This window comes from Arthrobacter gengyunqii (assembly GCF_023022985.1).
GTDB lineage: Bacteria > Actinomycetota > Actinomycetes > Actinomycetales > Micrococcaceae > Arthrobacter_B > Arthrobacter_B gengyunqii.
On record NZ_CP095461.1, the window covers coordinates 3,253,696 to 3,267,755 of the forward strand.

Annotated in this window: 13 protein-coding genes; 8 read left to right on the top strand and 5 right to left on the bottom strand. The window is 65.8% G+C overall.

The window, feature by feature from the left end; all coding sequences use genetic code 11:
• Positions 1-65: 65 nt before the first annotated feature.
• Entirely contained in the window at positions 66-485 is a 420-nt protein-coding gene (locus MUG94_RS15010; protein ID WP_227906992.1) for an organic hydroperoxide resistance protein, read from the bottom strand.
• 103 nt (positions 486-588) lie between these two features.
• On the opposite strand from MUG94_RS15010, the gene MUG94_RS15015 reads away from it, so the two are divergent.
• From MUG94_RS15015 to aroQ, 3 genes are all read left to right on the top strand, one after another.
• Complete coding sequence (locus MUG94_RS15015) at positions 589-1,146, top strand: TetR/AcrR family transcriptional regulator (protein ID WP_227906994.1); 558 nt, start codon at positions 589-591, stop codon at positions 1,144-1,146.
• 98 nt (positions 1,147-1,244) lie between these two features.
• A complete protein-coding gene (locus MUG94_RS15020) occupies positions 1,245-2,609 on the top strand; it encodes an MFS transporter (protein WP_227906996.1) in 1,365 nt (454 codons plus the stop codon).
• A 3-nt stretch (positions 2,610-2,612) separates the two neighbouring features.
• On the top strand, positions 2,613-3,077 hold the full coding sequence (aroQ, locus tag MUG94_RS15025) for a type II 3-dehydroquinate dehydratase (RefSeq protein ID WP_227906998.1): 465 nt from the start codon (positions 2,613-2,615) through the stop codon (positions 3,075-3,077).
• 21 nt (positions 3,078-3,098) lie between these two features.
• Here aroQ and MUG94_RS15030 read toward each other — a convergent pair whose 3' ends face one another.
• Positions 3,099-4,283 carry a MarP family serine protease gene (locus tag MUG94_RS15030; protein WP_227890528.1) on the bottom strand — a complete coding sequence of 395 codons (1,185 nt, stop codon included), beginning with the start codon at positions 4,281-4,283 and terminating at the stop codon, positions 3,099-3,101.
• 227 nt (positions 4,284-4,510) lie between these two features.
• Here MUG94_RS15030 and MUG94_RS15035 point away from each other — a divergent pair, with 227 nt between their 5' ends.
• Positions 4,511-5,188 carry a Crp/Fnr family transcriptional regulator gene (locus MUG94_RS15035; protein WP_104053107.1) on the top strand — a complete coding sequence of 226 codons (678 nt, stop codon included), beginning with the start codon at positions 4,511-4,513 and terminating at the stop codon, positions 5,186-5,188.
• 105 nt (positions 5,189-5,293) lie between these two features.
• On the opposite strand, the gene MUG94_RS15040 is transcribed toward MUG94_RS15035, so the two are convergent.
• The 3 genes from MUG94_RS15040 to sp36 are packed head-to-tail and all read right to left on the bottom strand — an operon-like array spanning position 5,294 to position 6,835.
• Entirely contained in the window at positions 5,294-6,205 is a 912-nt protein-coding gene (locus tag MUG94_RS15040) for an NUDIX hydrolase (RefSeq protein ID WP_227890529.1), read from the bottom strand.
• Positions 6,198-6,680, bottom strand: coding sequence for a RidA family protein (locus MUG94_RS15045; protein ID WP_227890530.1), 483 nt, complete (start codon positions 6,678-6,680; stop codon positions 6,198-6,200). Before MUG94_RS15045 ends, MUG94_RS15040 begins: the two co-directional genes overlap by 8 nt.
• Complete coding sequence (sp36, locus tag MUG94_RS15050) at positions 6,677-6,835, bottom strand: Sp36 family protein (RefSeq protein WP_146067190.1); 159 nt, start codon at positions 6,833-6,835, stop codon at positions 6,677-6,679. Before sp36 ends, MUG94_RS15045 begins: the two co-directional genes overlap by 4 nt.
• 37 nt (positions 6,836-6,872) lie before the next feature.
• Here sp36 and MUG94_RS15055 point away from each other — a divergent pair, with 37 nt between their 5' ends.
• From MUG94_RS15055 to MUG94_RS15070, 4 genes are all read left to right on the top strand, one after another.
• Positions 6,873-9,116, top strand: a complete 2,244-nt coding sequence (locus MUG94_RS15055) for a transglycosylase domain-containing protein (RefSeq protein ID WP_227890531.1) — start codon at positions 6,873-6,875, stop codon at positions 9,114-9,116.
• 2 nt (positions 9,117-9,118) lie between these two features.
• Positions 9,119-10,051, top strand: a complete 933-nt coding sequence (locus tag MUG94_RS15060) for a metallophosphoesterase (protein WP_227907000.1) — start codon at positions 9,119-9,121, stop codon at positions 10,049-10,051.
• A 168-nt stretch (positions 10,052-10,219) separates the two neighbouring features.
• The gene (locus MUG94_RS15065; protein ID WP_227907001.1) at positions 10,220-12,097 is read left to right on the top strand and encodes an ABC transporter ATP-binding protein; all 1,878 of its coding nucleotides are present in this window, start codon (positions 10,220-10,222) and stop codon (positions 12,095-12,097) included.
• Entirely contained in the window at positions 12,094-13,995 is a 1,902-nt protein-coding gene (locus MUG94_RS15070) for an ABC transporter ATP-binding protein (protein ID WP_227907003.1), read from the top strand. Before MUG94_RS15065 ends, MUG94_RS15070 begins: the two co-directional genes overlap by 4 nt.
• The last annotated feature ends 65 nt before the right edge of the window (positions 13,996-14,060 follow it).

Below are 14,060 nucleotides of genomic sequence, written 5' to 3' on the forward strand. Positions count from 1 at the left end.
AGAAGGTGCGCTTCCCAGCCCCGGGAAGCGCACCTTCTGCCATTTCGGCGAGGGAAGGACGGCTGTTAGGCCGTGGTCACGTCGAGCTCCACGTCGATGTTGCCGCGGGTCGCGTTGGAGTACGGGCAGACCTGGTGGGCGGCGTCCACCAGCTTCTCGGCGGTGGCCTGGTCCACGCCGGACATTTCCACGTGCAGGGCTACGCCAAGCTTGAAGCCGACGTCCTGCTTGTGGATGCTGACGTCGGCCGTAATGGCGGCGTCGGCGATCGGAGCCTTTTCGGCGCGGGCGATCATCTTCAGGGCGGACAGGAAGCAGGCGGCATAGCCGGCGGCGAAGAGCTGCTCCGGGTTGGTGCCGTCGCCTGAGCCGCCCATCTCCGTGGGAGTGGCCAGGTTGACCTTCAGCTGGCCGTCGCGGGTCTGGGCTTCTCCGTTGCGGCCGTCTCCGGATGCGGTGGCAACTGCGGTGTACAAAGCGCTCATGGCAACTCCTCTAAGTCGGGGGTAACAGGTAGACTAACTAGTACGTCTACTTGGTCCCCAAGTAAACGCGCCTTGACCCTAAACCGCAACCCCGGGAGGACCCATGACCACCAGGCCGCCGGTGCGCACCCGCATCTTGGACGCTGCCGCCCTGCTCTTCTACACCGAGGGCATCCGTGCCGTGAGCGCAGACCGGATCATTGCTGCGGCGGAAACCACCAAGGTCACGTTCTACCGCTACTTCCGCACCAAGGAAGAGCTGGTGGTGGCCTATCTGCAGGCCCAGTCGAAACGGACCCGCGCGGCCGCCGAAAACCTGAGCCCCGACCCCTGCACCGGACTGCTGGAACTGGCCGAGGCCATGGGCGTCGAGACCTGCATTCCCGGCTTCCGCGGCTGCCCGTTCATCAATGCTGCCGCGGAGTATCCGGACCCCCGCTCGCCGATCCGGGCCGTGGTCCTTGAACACCGGCAGTGGCTGCACGCAGAGGTCAGCGGCAGGCTGGCGCAGCTGGGGGCACAAGACCCGGATTCGCTGGCGGATCAGCTGCTGATGCTGCGGGACGGTGCCATGGTCCATGGCTATGTGGCCGATCCAGCGAGCGTTTCAACGGCGCTGATCAACGGCGGACGGGCCATTCTCGGCAGCCTCGTGCCCTGACAAAAAGCCCGCCCCGTCGCCGCGTCCTTCGGTCCGGAGGGTGAGATGGAACTCATTGAGTTGGCACCTGCGCGCCCGGGATAGCAGAATCAGTGCTCGTGTCCACTTCCAGCACTTCCTCCCCGCTGCCCGCTTCCGCCTCTCCGGTAACGGATCCATTGCCCCGCTCACCGCGCATGGCGCGCAAGGTGGCCGGCGCGTCCTTCGTCGGAACCGCCCTGGAGTCCTACGACTTCTATGTCTTTGGAACGGCAGCCGCGCTGATCCTGAACCGGATTTTCTTTCCGGAGGTCGATCCGCTGATCGGCACCCTGCTGTCCTTCCTGTCCCTGGGCATCGGCTTCATTGCGCGCCCGCTCGGAGCCGTCATTTTCGGCCATCTCGGTGACCGCATCGGCCGCAAGAAGTCCCTCATTTGGACGATTGTCCTGATGGGCACGGCCACCGGAGTGATCGGCCTGCTGCCCGACTACAACGCCATTGGCCTCTGGGCCCCGGCACTGCTGGTGACCCTGCGGCTGCTGCAGGGACTGGCAGTCGGCGGCGAATGGGGCGGAGCCGTCCTGATTGCCACCGAGCATGCCGAACCCCGCAAGCGCGCCCTCTACGCCGCCATTCCGCAGATCGGCTCCCCGGTGGGAACCATCATGGTTACGGGCATCTTCCTGCTGCTGACCAACGTGTCGCAGGAAACCATGGAAGCCGGGCTGTGGCGGGTGCCGTTCCTGCTGGCCTTCCCCTTCATGGCCATCGCCCTGTATCTGCGCTTCGCCATCGAGGAAACCCCCGTCTTCAAAGAGGTCGCCGGGCATCAGTCCCTTCCCCGGGTTCCCGTCCTGGAGGTCCTGAAGACCCAGCGGCTGGCCGTCCTGGTGGCCACCTCGGCGTCCCTGCTGGGCATCGGCTCCTACTTCCTGATGACCACCTACACCCAGGCCTACGGAACGGAACAGCTGGGCCTGTCCGGAACCACCGTGCTCAATGCCGCCCTGGTGGGCTCGGTCCTGCAGCTGGCCACCATTCCGGCGTTCGGCTGGCTGGCCACCAAGATCGGCTCCGCGCGCATGGTCGCCGCCGGTGCCGTCGCCACGCTGCTGATTTCCTTCCCTCTGTACTGGCTCATCAGCACCGCGGACCAGACCACCTACATCCTGACCATCCTCATTGGCGGGATCGCTCCGACGGCCGCCTGGGCCGCCCTGGGCGGGTTGATGGCCGATCTCTTCCCGGCCCGCACCAGCTTCACCGCACTGTCCCTGGCCTACAGTTTCGCCGGCATCCTCGCCGGGTTCGCCCCGGCCGCCACGCAGGCCTTCGCCCGGGCAACGGACAGCGCGTGGTGGCATCCCGGCGTCGTGCTGGCACTGATGTCCTTGGTGACCATCGCCGGCGCCCTGGCGGCCGGACGCATGACGCGCCGTGCCGAGGCGCAGACGCTCCCGGCCGCGGTGGCGCATAGTTAAGCCATGACTGCCTCCCGCACCCGAAACCTCCTTGTCCTCAACGGCCCCAACCTGAACCTCCTGGGCACCCGGGAGCCGGGGATCTATGGCACTGAGACGCTCGACGACGTCGAAACGCTCGCCATGAAGGCGGCAGAGGCGCACGGCTGGACGATCGACTGCATCCAGTCCAACCATGAAGGGGACCTGATCGACGCGATTCACGGCGCCCCGGGGCTGGCGGACGCCATCATCATCAACCCGGCGGCGTACAGCCACACCTCGGTCGCCATCCCCGACGCGCTGTCCGGCGTCGGGCTCCCCGTCGTCGAGGTGCACCTGAGCAACATCCACCGGCGCGAGGAGTTCCGCCACCACTCCTACGTGTCGGCGGTGGCCGACGTCGTCATCTGCGGCGCCGGAATTGTCGGCTACGGCCTGGCGGTCAACTATCTCGCTGCCCGGCTCGACGGCGAAGCCGCGGACTGAGCCCGCGGCGCCGCGGCAGTCCTACTCTCCCGAGATGCACTGCCCGGGCGAAACCGGATCGGAGTAGCCGGCGGCGGCTTCGGCCACCGGACCCAGCTCGGCCAGGGACAGCGCGTAGCCGATCGGCTGGTCACCGGTGGTCTTGGCGAAGATCACCCCGGCAACCTGGCCGTCAACGTCCAGCAGCGGGCCGCCGGAGTTGCCCTGCTGCACGTTCGCGGCGAGTGTGTAGACCTCCACCACCTCGGGTGAAGAACCGTAGATGTTGCGGACTGACACGTCGGAAAGGCGTTCAACGTTGGCCGCCTGAAGGCGGAACGGGCCGCCGGCGGGATATCCGGCAAAGGCGGCGGTGGTGCCGTCCGGAAGGACCTCGCCCAGCGGGATCGGCTCGGCGTCCAGATTGTCCACGGCCAACACAGCCAGATCACGGGCACTGTCGAAGTAGACCACGTCACCCGGAAGCGCACCGCCGCCGGGCACCTGCACCACGGGCCGGGATACCCCGGCCACCACATGGGCGTTGGTAACCACACGGTCATCGGCAACAACGAAGCCCGAGCCTGTCTGGTTCTGCCCGCATTGATACGCGGTTCCGGTGATTTTCACCACGGAGGCCGACGACGCCTGCAGGGCCTCGGACGAGAGGGCCTGCTCAGGGGGCACCACGGTGTCCGGGGCCGCGCTGTCCAGGATGGTGGGCAACCCTTCGGCCAGGGTGAAGGACCGCATTTCAGCGGTCCAGGTCTTCACCCGGTCCGGAGTGGCCTCCTCGATGGAGCTGAGCACCTTGGAGGACGTGATCTGCTGTGACAGGAACGGAACGCCGAGAGTGTTGATGCTGAAGGCAAGCACGGACATCACCAGGGCTGACACTGCCAGGTTCACGGCCCCGCCCAGCAGGCGGTCCAGGAAACGCAGCGGCGGAAAGTTCAGCCAGCGGCGGATGTTGCCGCCCAGCGCCGCACCGAGTGCATGCCCGCCCAAGACAAGCACCACAATGGTGGCGATGACTGCGGTCAGCCGCCACCCGCCGTCGGTCACCCACTCGGTGACCAGCGGGATCGCGAAGAATGCGGCCACGGCCCCTGCCACAAAGCCGACTATGCCGCCCAGCGTCACCACAAGACCGTTTCGCAGCCCGGTGATGAAATAGAACAGCAGCGCCAACAGCAGAATGATGTCCAACAAGGAAAATCCGAGCACAAACAGCTCCAAGCGCGGTCTAGGGGTCTTCAGGGACCGGTCAAGACAGCCCCCCGCCACAAAAGTTTAGCGGCCCAAGCTGTGGACGCCGTGCGCGCCGAAGCGTGGAGGGCAGGACGCCGGGGCGTCCTTTTTATCATCCGTGGGCGAACAAAGCTATTACAGGTGTCACATGGGGCCGTAGTGCGAGAAGATAATGGAAGGGACAACTATTTACAGGAGATTTCATGGATATCGAGGTACTGCGCCGTGCGCCACTGTTCGCCTCATTGGGAGACGACGTCTTCGCAGCTCTGACCGACGAGCTGACCGAGGTCGACCTTTCGCGCGGCGCATCAGTTTTCCGCGAGGGTGACCAGGGCGACCAGCTGTATTTCATCGTGTCCGGAAAGATTAAGCTGGGCCGCTCGGCACCCGACGGCCGCGAGAACCTGCTGGCCATCCTCGGCCCGGGCGAGCTCTTCGGCGAGATGGCACTGTTCGATCCGAGCCCCCGCAACGCCACCGCCACCGCGGTGTCGGAAACCCGCCTGGCGGGACTGCGGCACGACAACCTGAAGGCGCTGCTGGAAACGCGCCCGGAGGTGTCGGTGCAGCTGCTGCAGGCCCTGGCCCGCCGCCTGCGCCGCACCAACGAGTCCCTTGCGGACCTGGTCTTCTCGGACGTTCCCGGCCGCGTTGCCAAGGCGCTGCTGGATCTGGCGGACCGCTTCGGCCGCCCCGCAACTGACGGCATCCTGGTGGCGCATGAGCTGACCCAGGAAGAGCTGGCCCAGCTGGTCGGCGCGTCCCGTGAAACGGTGAACAAGGCCCTGGCCGAGTTCGTCCAGCGCGGCTGGCTGCGCCTGGAAGCCCGCGCCGTCGTCATTTTGGACGTGCAGCGGCTGCGCCAGCGCTCCCGCTAGGTCTTTTCGAACCGCCTGACAGCGAACGACGGCGCCGCTCCCCTTACCGGGGGCGGCGCCGTCGTTTTCGGTTGGACGTCGTTTGCGTTCAGGGGCGTGCAGGAGTCAGCGCCCGTGCTGGGCCGAGCCTTCCCCGGCGCCGCTGAGCGAAACGGACAGCCAGTACCCGCCGTCTGCCTGCACCAGTTCGGGCCGGAAGACAGCCGCCGGGCGGCGGGACGCCAGGTAGGCAATGCATCCCCGGGCACCGGCCAGCTTTTCCAGCACCAGTTCCACCGGAGGCACCGTAAGTTCAGAGAGGGTGAGCCCGGTGGTGTCCGGGAGCCCGATCTCATCGCCCAGGGCCGTGGTGTTGCGTGCTGCTATTTCCTCCGCGGCCGAGCGCCACTGCCCCCAGCTCCCCTTGCCCTCCAGCAGCGAGGCCTCCTGCCCCATGGGCTGAACGACGGCAAAGTAACGGGTATCGAAGCGGCGCAGCGCAAAATCTGCTGTTTGCCAGTTGGACAGCGGCCGGAGCAGATCCGTGCGCAGGCCCAGGCCCCGCCGTGCCAGCAGCTCCGGAAAGGACTTGTCCCCCGCGGCAATCGCAGCCCGCGCGGCCATCCATTCCGGCCCGCGGTTGCCTTCCAGCAGCGTCGACTCATCCGGTCCCGCCAGCAGGATGCCGGTTTCTTCGAAGAGTTCCCGGATGGCGGCCACCACGTGCCGCCGTGCCAGCCGGGGGTCGTCGACGCCCAGGGACTTGGCCCACGCCGCCGGAGTCGGCCCGAACCAGGTGACGGGGTCGTCATCCACGGCGTCTATGCTGCCGCCGGGAAACGCCACCCTGCCCAGCGGAGACTCGCCGCGCCGGTAGGCCAGATAGGTCTCGGCGCCGCGCGGAGCGTCCCGCACCAGCACCACGGAGGATGCGAGGCGGGGTTTGCGCGGTGCCCGGTCACCGTGTTCAAACCAGCTCTCCGCGGCTCCCCGAAGATACGGGGGAACCGGGAAAAGCCGTACTGATGAATTAGGCAAATTCAGCGATCACTTCTACTTCGACGGGGGAATCGAGCGGCAGCACGGCCACCCCGACGGCGGAGCGGGCATGTGCTCCCGCCTCACCGAAGACCTTCCCCAGCAGTTCCGATGCACCGTTGATGACGGCAGGCTGTCCGGTAAAGGACGGATCCGATGCCACGAAGCCCACCACCTTGACGATGCGGCTGATGCGGTCCAAATCACCGATCTGGGCCTTGATGGCAGCCAGCGCATTCACGGCACAGGTTGCGGCGTATCCCGCTGCGTCCTCGGCCGGCACTTCCGCGCCAACTTTGCCGGCAGCGGGCAACACGCCGGAGACGAAGGGCAGTTGCCCGGAGGTGTAAACGTAGTTGCCGGTGACCACTGCGGGCACATAGGCAGCCACGGGCGCTGCGACGTCGGGCAGTTCCACGCCCAGCTCCGCCAGCCTCCGCTCAACGGCAGAAACAGCGCCGTCCCGCTCGGTCACTGCGACTTCTCGCGCTTCATGTAGGCCACGGCACCCGTCCCGTTCGGGGCGGGCGTGATCTGGACGAGTTCCCAACCTTCTTCACCGTGCATGTTAAGGACAGCTCCCGGCGTGTGAAGAGGAAGCGGCGTTATGAAATATTCCCATTTGCTCATAATCCAAAGACTAACGCGTGCTTGTAGACTGATGCGCATGGCAGCTCGCAAATCTCCCCTCTTTGATACGGCTACCACCCTCGGCCAGATCGTCGCCTTCTTTGGCGTCAGTGCGCTTTGTGGTGTTTTGGCCGCGGGTCTCCTGGTGCCCGCCGCCGCCGCCGCGGGCACAGCCGCGTCCGGATCCATCCAGTTCTTTGATGACCTTCCCTCGGAACTGCAGGCCGGAGCGCTGGCAGAGCCATCCAAGATTTATGCCAATGACGGCTCCCTCATCGCGACCCTTTATGAGGAGAACCGCCAGCCGATCAAGCTGGATCAGGTGTCCCCCGCCATGATCGATGCGATGCTGGCCATTGAAGACGACCGCTTCTACGAGCACGGCGGAGTGGACGTACAGGGCGTGATCGGGGCGCTGGCCTCCAACCTCACCTCTGATACGAACCGCGGCGCCTCCACCATCACGCAGCAGTACGTGAACAGCGTCATCATCGACACCAACCTGCAGAACGACAAAGAGGTGGTGCTCTCCGGCAACAAGGACTACGGAGACAAGCTGCGGGAGATGAAGCTGGCCATTGCCGTGGAAAAGCAGCTCTCCAAGGACCAGATCCTTGAGGGCTACTTCAACATCGTGCCCTTCAGCGGCACCACCTTCGGTGTCCAGGCCGCCGCCAAGTACTTCTTCAACGTAGATGCCTCCCAGCTGAACATCCCGCAGGCAGCCCTGCTGGCCGGCGTCGTCAACGGTCCTTCCGTCTACAGCCCCACGGGGAACCCGGAACTGTCCCTGCAACGGCGGAACGTTGTCATCCGCGCCATGCTCGACAAGGGACGGATCACGCAGGAAGAGCACGACGCCGCCGTCGCCACCGATCTGGGCCTGAACCTCACACCGGTCCCCAGCAACTGCACCGGCGCTGTTCAGGCGCCTTATTTCTGCGACTACGTCATGCACCTGGTTCTCAACGACGAGAGGTACGGCGCCACCACTGAAGACCGGCAGAAGCTGCTCTACCGCGGCGGCCTGACCATCAACACCACCCTGGATCCGGAGATCCAGAATGCCGCGCAGACCGCCGTCAATGAGACCGCGAATCCGGACACGACGGACCCCGAGATTGGCCACTCCATGGTGTCAATGGAACCCAAGACCGGAAAGATCCTCTCCATGGCGCAGAACACGCGCTACACGCCTGAACAAGGCGCCGGCAACTCGGTGCTGAACTTCAACGTGGACGTGAACCAGGACGGCGACCCCAACAAGCCGCTGGGCGGCATGGGTGGTTTCCAGCCGGGCTCGACCTACAAGCCTTTCACCGTGGCCGCCTGGCTGGATGCAGGAAAAACCCTCAACACCACGCTGAACGGCAGCAAGCGCACCTACCCGGCGGGCTATACCTGGAACGCCAGCTGCTGGCCCGGGGGACGGTACGGCATTCCGGAGGCCTGGACGCCGATCAACTACGGCGACACCAATTACAAGAACACCACGGTGATTGACGGCCTGGCGAACTCCCTGAACACCATCACCATGGCCGAGATCAACCAGCTGGATCTCTGCAAGTTCCAGGAGATGGCTTTCGCTTCGGGTATCCACAACGGCAAGAGCTCCAGCGGCCAGAACGAACCGCTTGAGTCCATTCCGCCAGCGTCCTTCGGCGGCGGCGGCGACGCCTCCCCGCTGGCCATGGCCACCGGCTTTGCCACGTTTGCGGCCGAGGGCCTCAAATGCGAACCGCGCGCCCTGGAATCGGTGACGGCAGCGGACGGACGGACGTTCGAGGTACCTGCCCAAGAGTGCACGCAGGTCATGAAGAAGGAAGTTGCCCAGGGCGTCAACGCAGCCACGCAGCAGGTCATGACCAAGGGCTCCGGCTACTACCTGCAGAACGGCAAGCCCGTGGCCGGCAAGACCGGAACCAACGACTTCCGGTCCCAGACCTGGTTCATGGGCTACACCACGGGCATGGTCACCGCTTCCTGGCTGGGCAACCACGTCTGGGGCAACGAGCAGGGCTCAATGGAGGGCAAGCAGATCGGCGGGCAGGTCTATCCCGAGATTGACGGCTCGAAGATAGCCGGCCCGTCCTGGAAGAACTTCATCGACCGGATCCCCGACCAGTACGAGGCCAACCCGTTCACCGCGCCGCCGGCCTCGATCATGGGCACCGTGGCTGCGCCGCCGAAGCCTGCTCCCGCACCGGCTGCACCTGCTGCCGATCAGGACAAGGACAACGGCGGCGGCCAGGGCGAGGACAAAAAGAACGACGGCGACTAACGGTGGCTGCTTCTTCCTTGAATTCCGCCCTGCGTTCCGCTGCCTGGATCGCCGGCGGCACTGCCGGTGCCGGTGCGGCGGCGCTGGCCTATGCATCGCTGATTGAACGCAACCTCTTTGGTGTCCGCGAGGAGACGGTGGCGATCCTCCCTCCGGGCAGCGCCCCGCTGCGCGTGCTGCACCTGTCGGACATCCACTTTGTGCCCAACCAGAACATCAAGGTGCGGTGGCTACAGTCGCTGGCCGAGTTGGAACCGGACCTGGTGGTCAACACCGGCGACAACCTGAGCCATGTGGACGCTGTTCCGCCGCTTCTGGAAGCACTCAAGCCGCTGCTGCGTTTCCCCGGCGTGTACGTTCCGGGGTCCAATGACTACTACGGTCCCCGGGCGAAGAACCCGCTGACCTATTTCACCGGCCCTTCCAAGATCACCAAGGAGCCGCCGGCGCTGCCCTTCGGCGAACTCTTCGGCGCATTCGAGGACGCGGGCTGGACCGGTCTCACCAACCGCAGGGACTCCAAGGAGCTGGGCGGAGTCCGCTTCGATTTCTCCGGGGTGGATGATCCGCATCTGGACCGCGATGTTTACCCCGGGTTTCCGGAGCCCGGTTCCGGCACAGGTCTTCCGGCAGTGCGGGTGGGCGTCGCCCATGCTCCGTACCAGCGGGTGCTCAATTACTTCACCGACGGCGGCGCCGAGCTGATTCTGGCGGGCCATACCCACGGCGGCCAGGTCTGCATACCGTTCTACGGCGCGTTGGTCAGCAACTGCGACCTGCCCACCCGGCTAGCGAAGGGCCTCGCCGTCTGGGAGCACAATGGGAAGCGGGTCCCCATGAACGTTTCGGCCGGCATCGGGACCTCCCGCTTTGCCCCCATCCGGTTCGCCTGCCGCCCCGAGGCTGTCCTGCTGACGCTGACGCCTCGGCCGTAGTTCCTTCCCCGGTTCGTCCCGGCACAGCCATCGAGTGCTGAGCTTGTGCCCCTTTGCCCTGCCAAACTCCGGATTCCCATCGATTCTCCCCTCTCAGTGGGCTTAGGATTGAGCCTCAAAGGGACACTCTGCTTGTTGCAGCACCCTCCACCCGCTCAAGAAGGTTCCATGCCTGCGCAGACAACCCTGTGGCAATCCCTTGCACGGCTCTATCCGCATTTGCGGCCCATCCTCCCCCGCTTAATTCTCGGATTGTTCTGCGCCCTCGGTGCCAGCCTGATGGCCCTGGCCATTCCCCAGGTCTTCCGCGTGCTGATCAACACCTCGCTGAGCCCCGGCGGATCCACTGCCGCTGTGTGGGGAGCGGCCGGCGTCGTTCTGGGTTTGGGCATCCTCGAAGCAGGCTTCATTGCCCTGCGCCGCCAGTTCGTCATCGCACCGGCCACCACGGTGGAAACCCGGATGCGCACCTCGTTCTACCGGCATTTGCAGGACCTCGCCGTCTCCTTCCACGACCGCTGGGGCAGCGGACAGCTGCTTTCGCGGGCGATGAGCGACTTGAACCTGGTCCGCCGCTGGATGGCGTTCGGTGCCATCATGCTGGTGGTCACGGCGCTGACCGTGGTGGTTGGCTTCACCATCATGCTGTTCACGAGTTGGGTGCTGGCGCTGATCTTCATGGCTGCAGCCGTTCCAATCGTGATTTACGGCTACCGCTTCAACCGTTTTTACCGGCAGGTGTCCCGCCAGAGCCAGGACCAAACCGGAGATCTGGCCACCACGGTGGAGGAATCCGTCCACGGCATTCGTGTCCTGAAAGCCTTCGGCCGCAGCCGCGAGGCCCTGGATTCGTTCGAGGAACAGGCCCAGGAACTGCGGGAAACCGAAGTGTCGAAGGCAAATTCCCTGGCAAAGTTCTCCCTCGTGGTGACGCTGCTGCCCGAAGCCGCCCTCGCCGTCGCCCTTGTGGTGGGAATCATTGCGGTGGCGGACGGCAACCTCAGCATCGGCTCATTGGTTGCCTTCTTTGCCACTGCCGCCGTCGTCGCAGGGCCGGTGGAAGCCGTGGGCCCGCTGCTGTCCATGACCCTGACCGCCAAAACCGCAATTGACCGCCATTACGAGGTCATGGACGCGCAGTCCTCCATTCAAAGCCCGCAACGGCCGGTGCACCTGAACGATGTGCGCGGGGAGCTGGTGTTCGACGACGTCCATTTCGCCTACCCGGACACCAAAGAAGGCACGAGAAACCTGATCGACGGCGTGACCCTGTGTCTGCGGCCCGGCGAGACCATGGCGCTGGTGGGCGTGACCGGCAGCGGAAAATCCACCCTGCTGCAGCTGGTCCCCCGGTTGTTCGACGTCACCGGCGGTTCCATCCGGATCGACGGCACTGATCTTCGCCAGCTGGATCTGGAAGAACTGCGCACCATCGTGGCTGTGGCCTTTGAAGACACGACCCTGTTCTCCAGCTCGGTCCGCGACAACGTGCTGCTCGGCGCCGAACCGGCAAGCTCCGCCGAAGCGGATCAGCTTCTGGCACAGGCCCTGGACGTGGCGCAGGCCGACTTTGTGTACTCGCTGCCCGAAGGCACCGACACCCTCATCGGCGAGGAGGGATTGAGTCTGTCAGGCGGGCAGCGCCAGCGCGTCGCCCTCGCCCGGGCCATCGCCGCACGGCCCACGGTGCTGATCATGGACGATCCGCTCTCGGCACTGGATGTGCGCACCGAGGAACTGGTGGAAGGCCGGCTGCGCGAGGTGCTCGCGGACACCACCACACTGGTGGTTGCGCACCGTCCGTCAACCGTTTCCCTCGCCGACCGCGTGGCCCTGATGGAGGACGGACGCATCAGTGCCGTCGGCACGCACGCCGAACTCCTAGCCGGCAACGACCACTACCGGTACGTGATTGCCAGCCTGCCCACGGAACCCGAAGACCTGGACAGTCCACTCGAGGACGGCCCGCTGCCCGCGGACGCAGCCGACGACGCAGCGGGTGCCCTCGAGGCACCGCGCCTGGACGATGAGGAGATCATCCGATGAGCCGCTTCACCGTCCGCCGCGGCGCCGAAGATTCCGTCCAGCCCCGCAAGCCCTCGAAGCCGGGCAGGGGCGCCGATCCAAACTACGACGCCTCCGCCCGCCTGGGCACCGCCGGCGAGGACGCCGTCCACCTGGGCAGGGAAGAAAACCTCGCCGTCCGCCGCCGATCACTGGCCCTGCTGGGCTCCCTGATCCGACCCAACCGCGGACGCTTCATCGGCACGGTGCTGCTGGTGGTCTTCTCCCAGGCAGCGCGCGTGGCCGGACCGGCCATCATTGCGTACGGCATCGACCACGCTCTGCCGGATCTGCAGGCGGGCAACAGCCTGCCGCTGATCCTTTCCGGAGTGGCGTACCTGCTGGCGGCCCTGCTGGCAGCAGGGCTGACCGCGGGTTATGTCCGCGCCACCGCCCTGCTCAGCCAGGCCATGCTGCTGGACCTGCGGCTGCGGGTCTTCCGGCACACCCAGCGCCTGAGCCTGGAGTTCCACGAGAAGTACACCTCCGGGCGGATCATTTCGCGGCAGACCTCCGATCTGGAAGCGCTGCGCGAACTGCTGGACTCCGGCGTCAGCTCCCTCGCATCCGGCGCGATGTACATGCTGTTCACCGCCGTGAGCATCTTCCTGCTGGACTGGCGCACCGGACTGCTGATGCTGGTGGCCTTCGTTCCGATGTACCTGCTGACCCGCTGGTACCAGAAACGCTCCCAGCTGGCCTACCGCGCCTCCCGGGTCACCTCCGCGAAGCTGATTGTGCACTTCATCGAAACCATGACCGGCATCCGGGCGGTCAAGGCCTTCCGCCGCGAAAAGGTCAACGCCGAGAAGTACGACGAGCTGGCCGAGGATTACCGCGTAGCCACCGTCCGCTCCATCAACCTCAACGGCATCTTCCAGCCCGGGCTGGTGCTGATCGGCAACGCCACCGTGGCCGTGGTGCTTCTGGCGGGCGGCTTCCGGGTGCTCGACGGCGGCCTGGAGGTGGGTGCCCTGCTGGCGCTGCTGCTGTACTCCAAGCGCTTCTTCCAGCCGGTGGACCAGATGGCCATGTTCTACAACTCGTTCCAGTCCGCCTCGGCGGCGCTGGAAAAGGTTTCCGGCCTGCTGGAGGAAGTGCCCACCGTGCGCCCGCCGAAGCATCCGGTGGAGCTGGAGCATGCCAAGGGCGACATCCGGTTCGACGGCGTGGAATTCCGCTACGGCGGCGGCCCGGTGATCCTGCCGCAAATGGACCTGCACATTCCCGCCGGCCAGACCGTGGCCCTGGTGGGACAGACCGGCGCCGGCAAGTCCACCCTCGCCAAACTGATCGCCCGTTTCTACGACCCGTCACAGGGGTCCGTGCTGCTCGACGGCGTGGATCTGCGGAGCCTGACCCAGCGAGACCTTCGCCGCGCCGTGGTCATGGTGACGCAGGAAGCGTTCCTGTTCAGCGGCTCGGTGGCGGACAACATCGCCCTCGGCAAGCCCGAAGCCACCCGAGCGGAGATCGTTGCGTCCGCGAAGGCGGTGGGCGCGCACGAGTTCATCGAAGCCCTGCCGGAAGGTTATGACACCGATGTGAACAAACGCGGCGGCAGGGTCTCCGCCGGACAGCGCCAGCTGATCAGCTTTGCCCGGGCCTTCCTGGCCGATCCCGCGGTGCTGATCCTGGACGAGGCCACCTCGTCGCTGGACATCCCCAGCGAACGGTTGGTCCAACACGGGCTGAAGACCTTGCTCGGCAACCGGACGGCGCTGATCATCGCGCACCGGCTGTCCACCGTGGAGATCGCCGACCGGGTACTGGTCATGCACGCCGGCGAAGTGGTGGAGGACGGCACCCCCGCCGAGCTCACCGGCGGCACCGGCCGGTTTGCCAAGCTGCAGGCCGCCTGGCAGGAGTCCCTGGTGTAGGACGGGAGTGCCCGGTTTCGCGGAATCCACGGTGATCGTCTACACTTGTAAAGTTGCTTCAGCGG

Coding starts and splice junctions, on each gene's coding strand:
- MUG94_RS15055 (WP_227890531.1), top strand. CDS start 6,873: ATGGCAGCTCGCAAATCTCCCCTCTTTGATACGGCTACCACCCTCGGC.
- MUG94_RS15065 (WP_227907001.1), top strand. CDS start 10,220: ATGCCTGCGCAGACAACCCTGTGGCAATCCCTTGCACGGCTCTATCCG.
- aroQ (WP_227906998.1), top strand. CDS start 2,613: ATGACTGCCTCCCGCACCCGAAACCTCCTTGTCCTCAACGGCCCCAAC.
- MUG94_RS15015 (WP_227906994.1), top strand. CDS start 589: ATGACCACCAGGCCGCCGGTGCGCACCCGCATCTTGGACGCTGCCGCC.
- MUG94_RS15010 (WP_227906992.1), bottom strand. CDS start 485: ATGAGCGCTTTGTACACCGCAGTTGCCACCGCATCCGGAGACGGCCGC.
- MUG94_RS15035 (WP_104053107.1), top strand. CDS start 4,511: ATGGATATCGAGGTACTGCGCCGTGCGCCACTGTTCGCCTCATTGGGA.
- sp36 (WP_146067190.1), bottom strand. CDS start 6,835: ATGAGCAAATGGGAATATTTCATAACGCCGCTTCCTCTTCACACGCCG.
- MUG94_RS15070 (WP_227907003.1), top strand. CDS start 12,094: ATGAGCCGCTTCACCGTCCGCCGCGGCGCCGAAGATTCCGTCCAGCCC.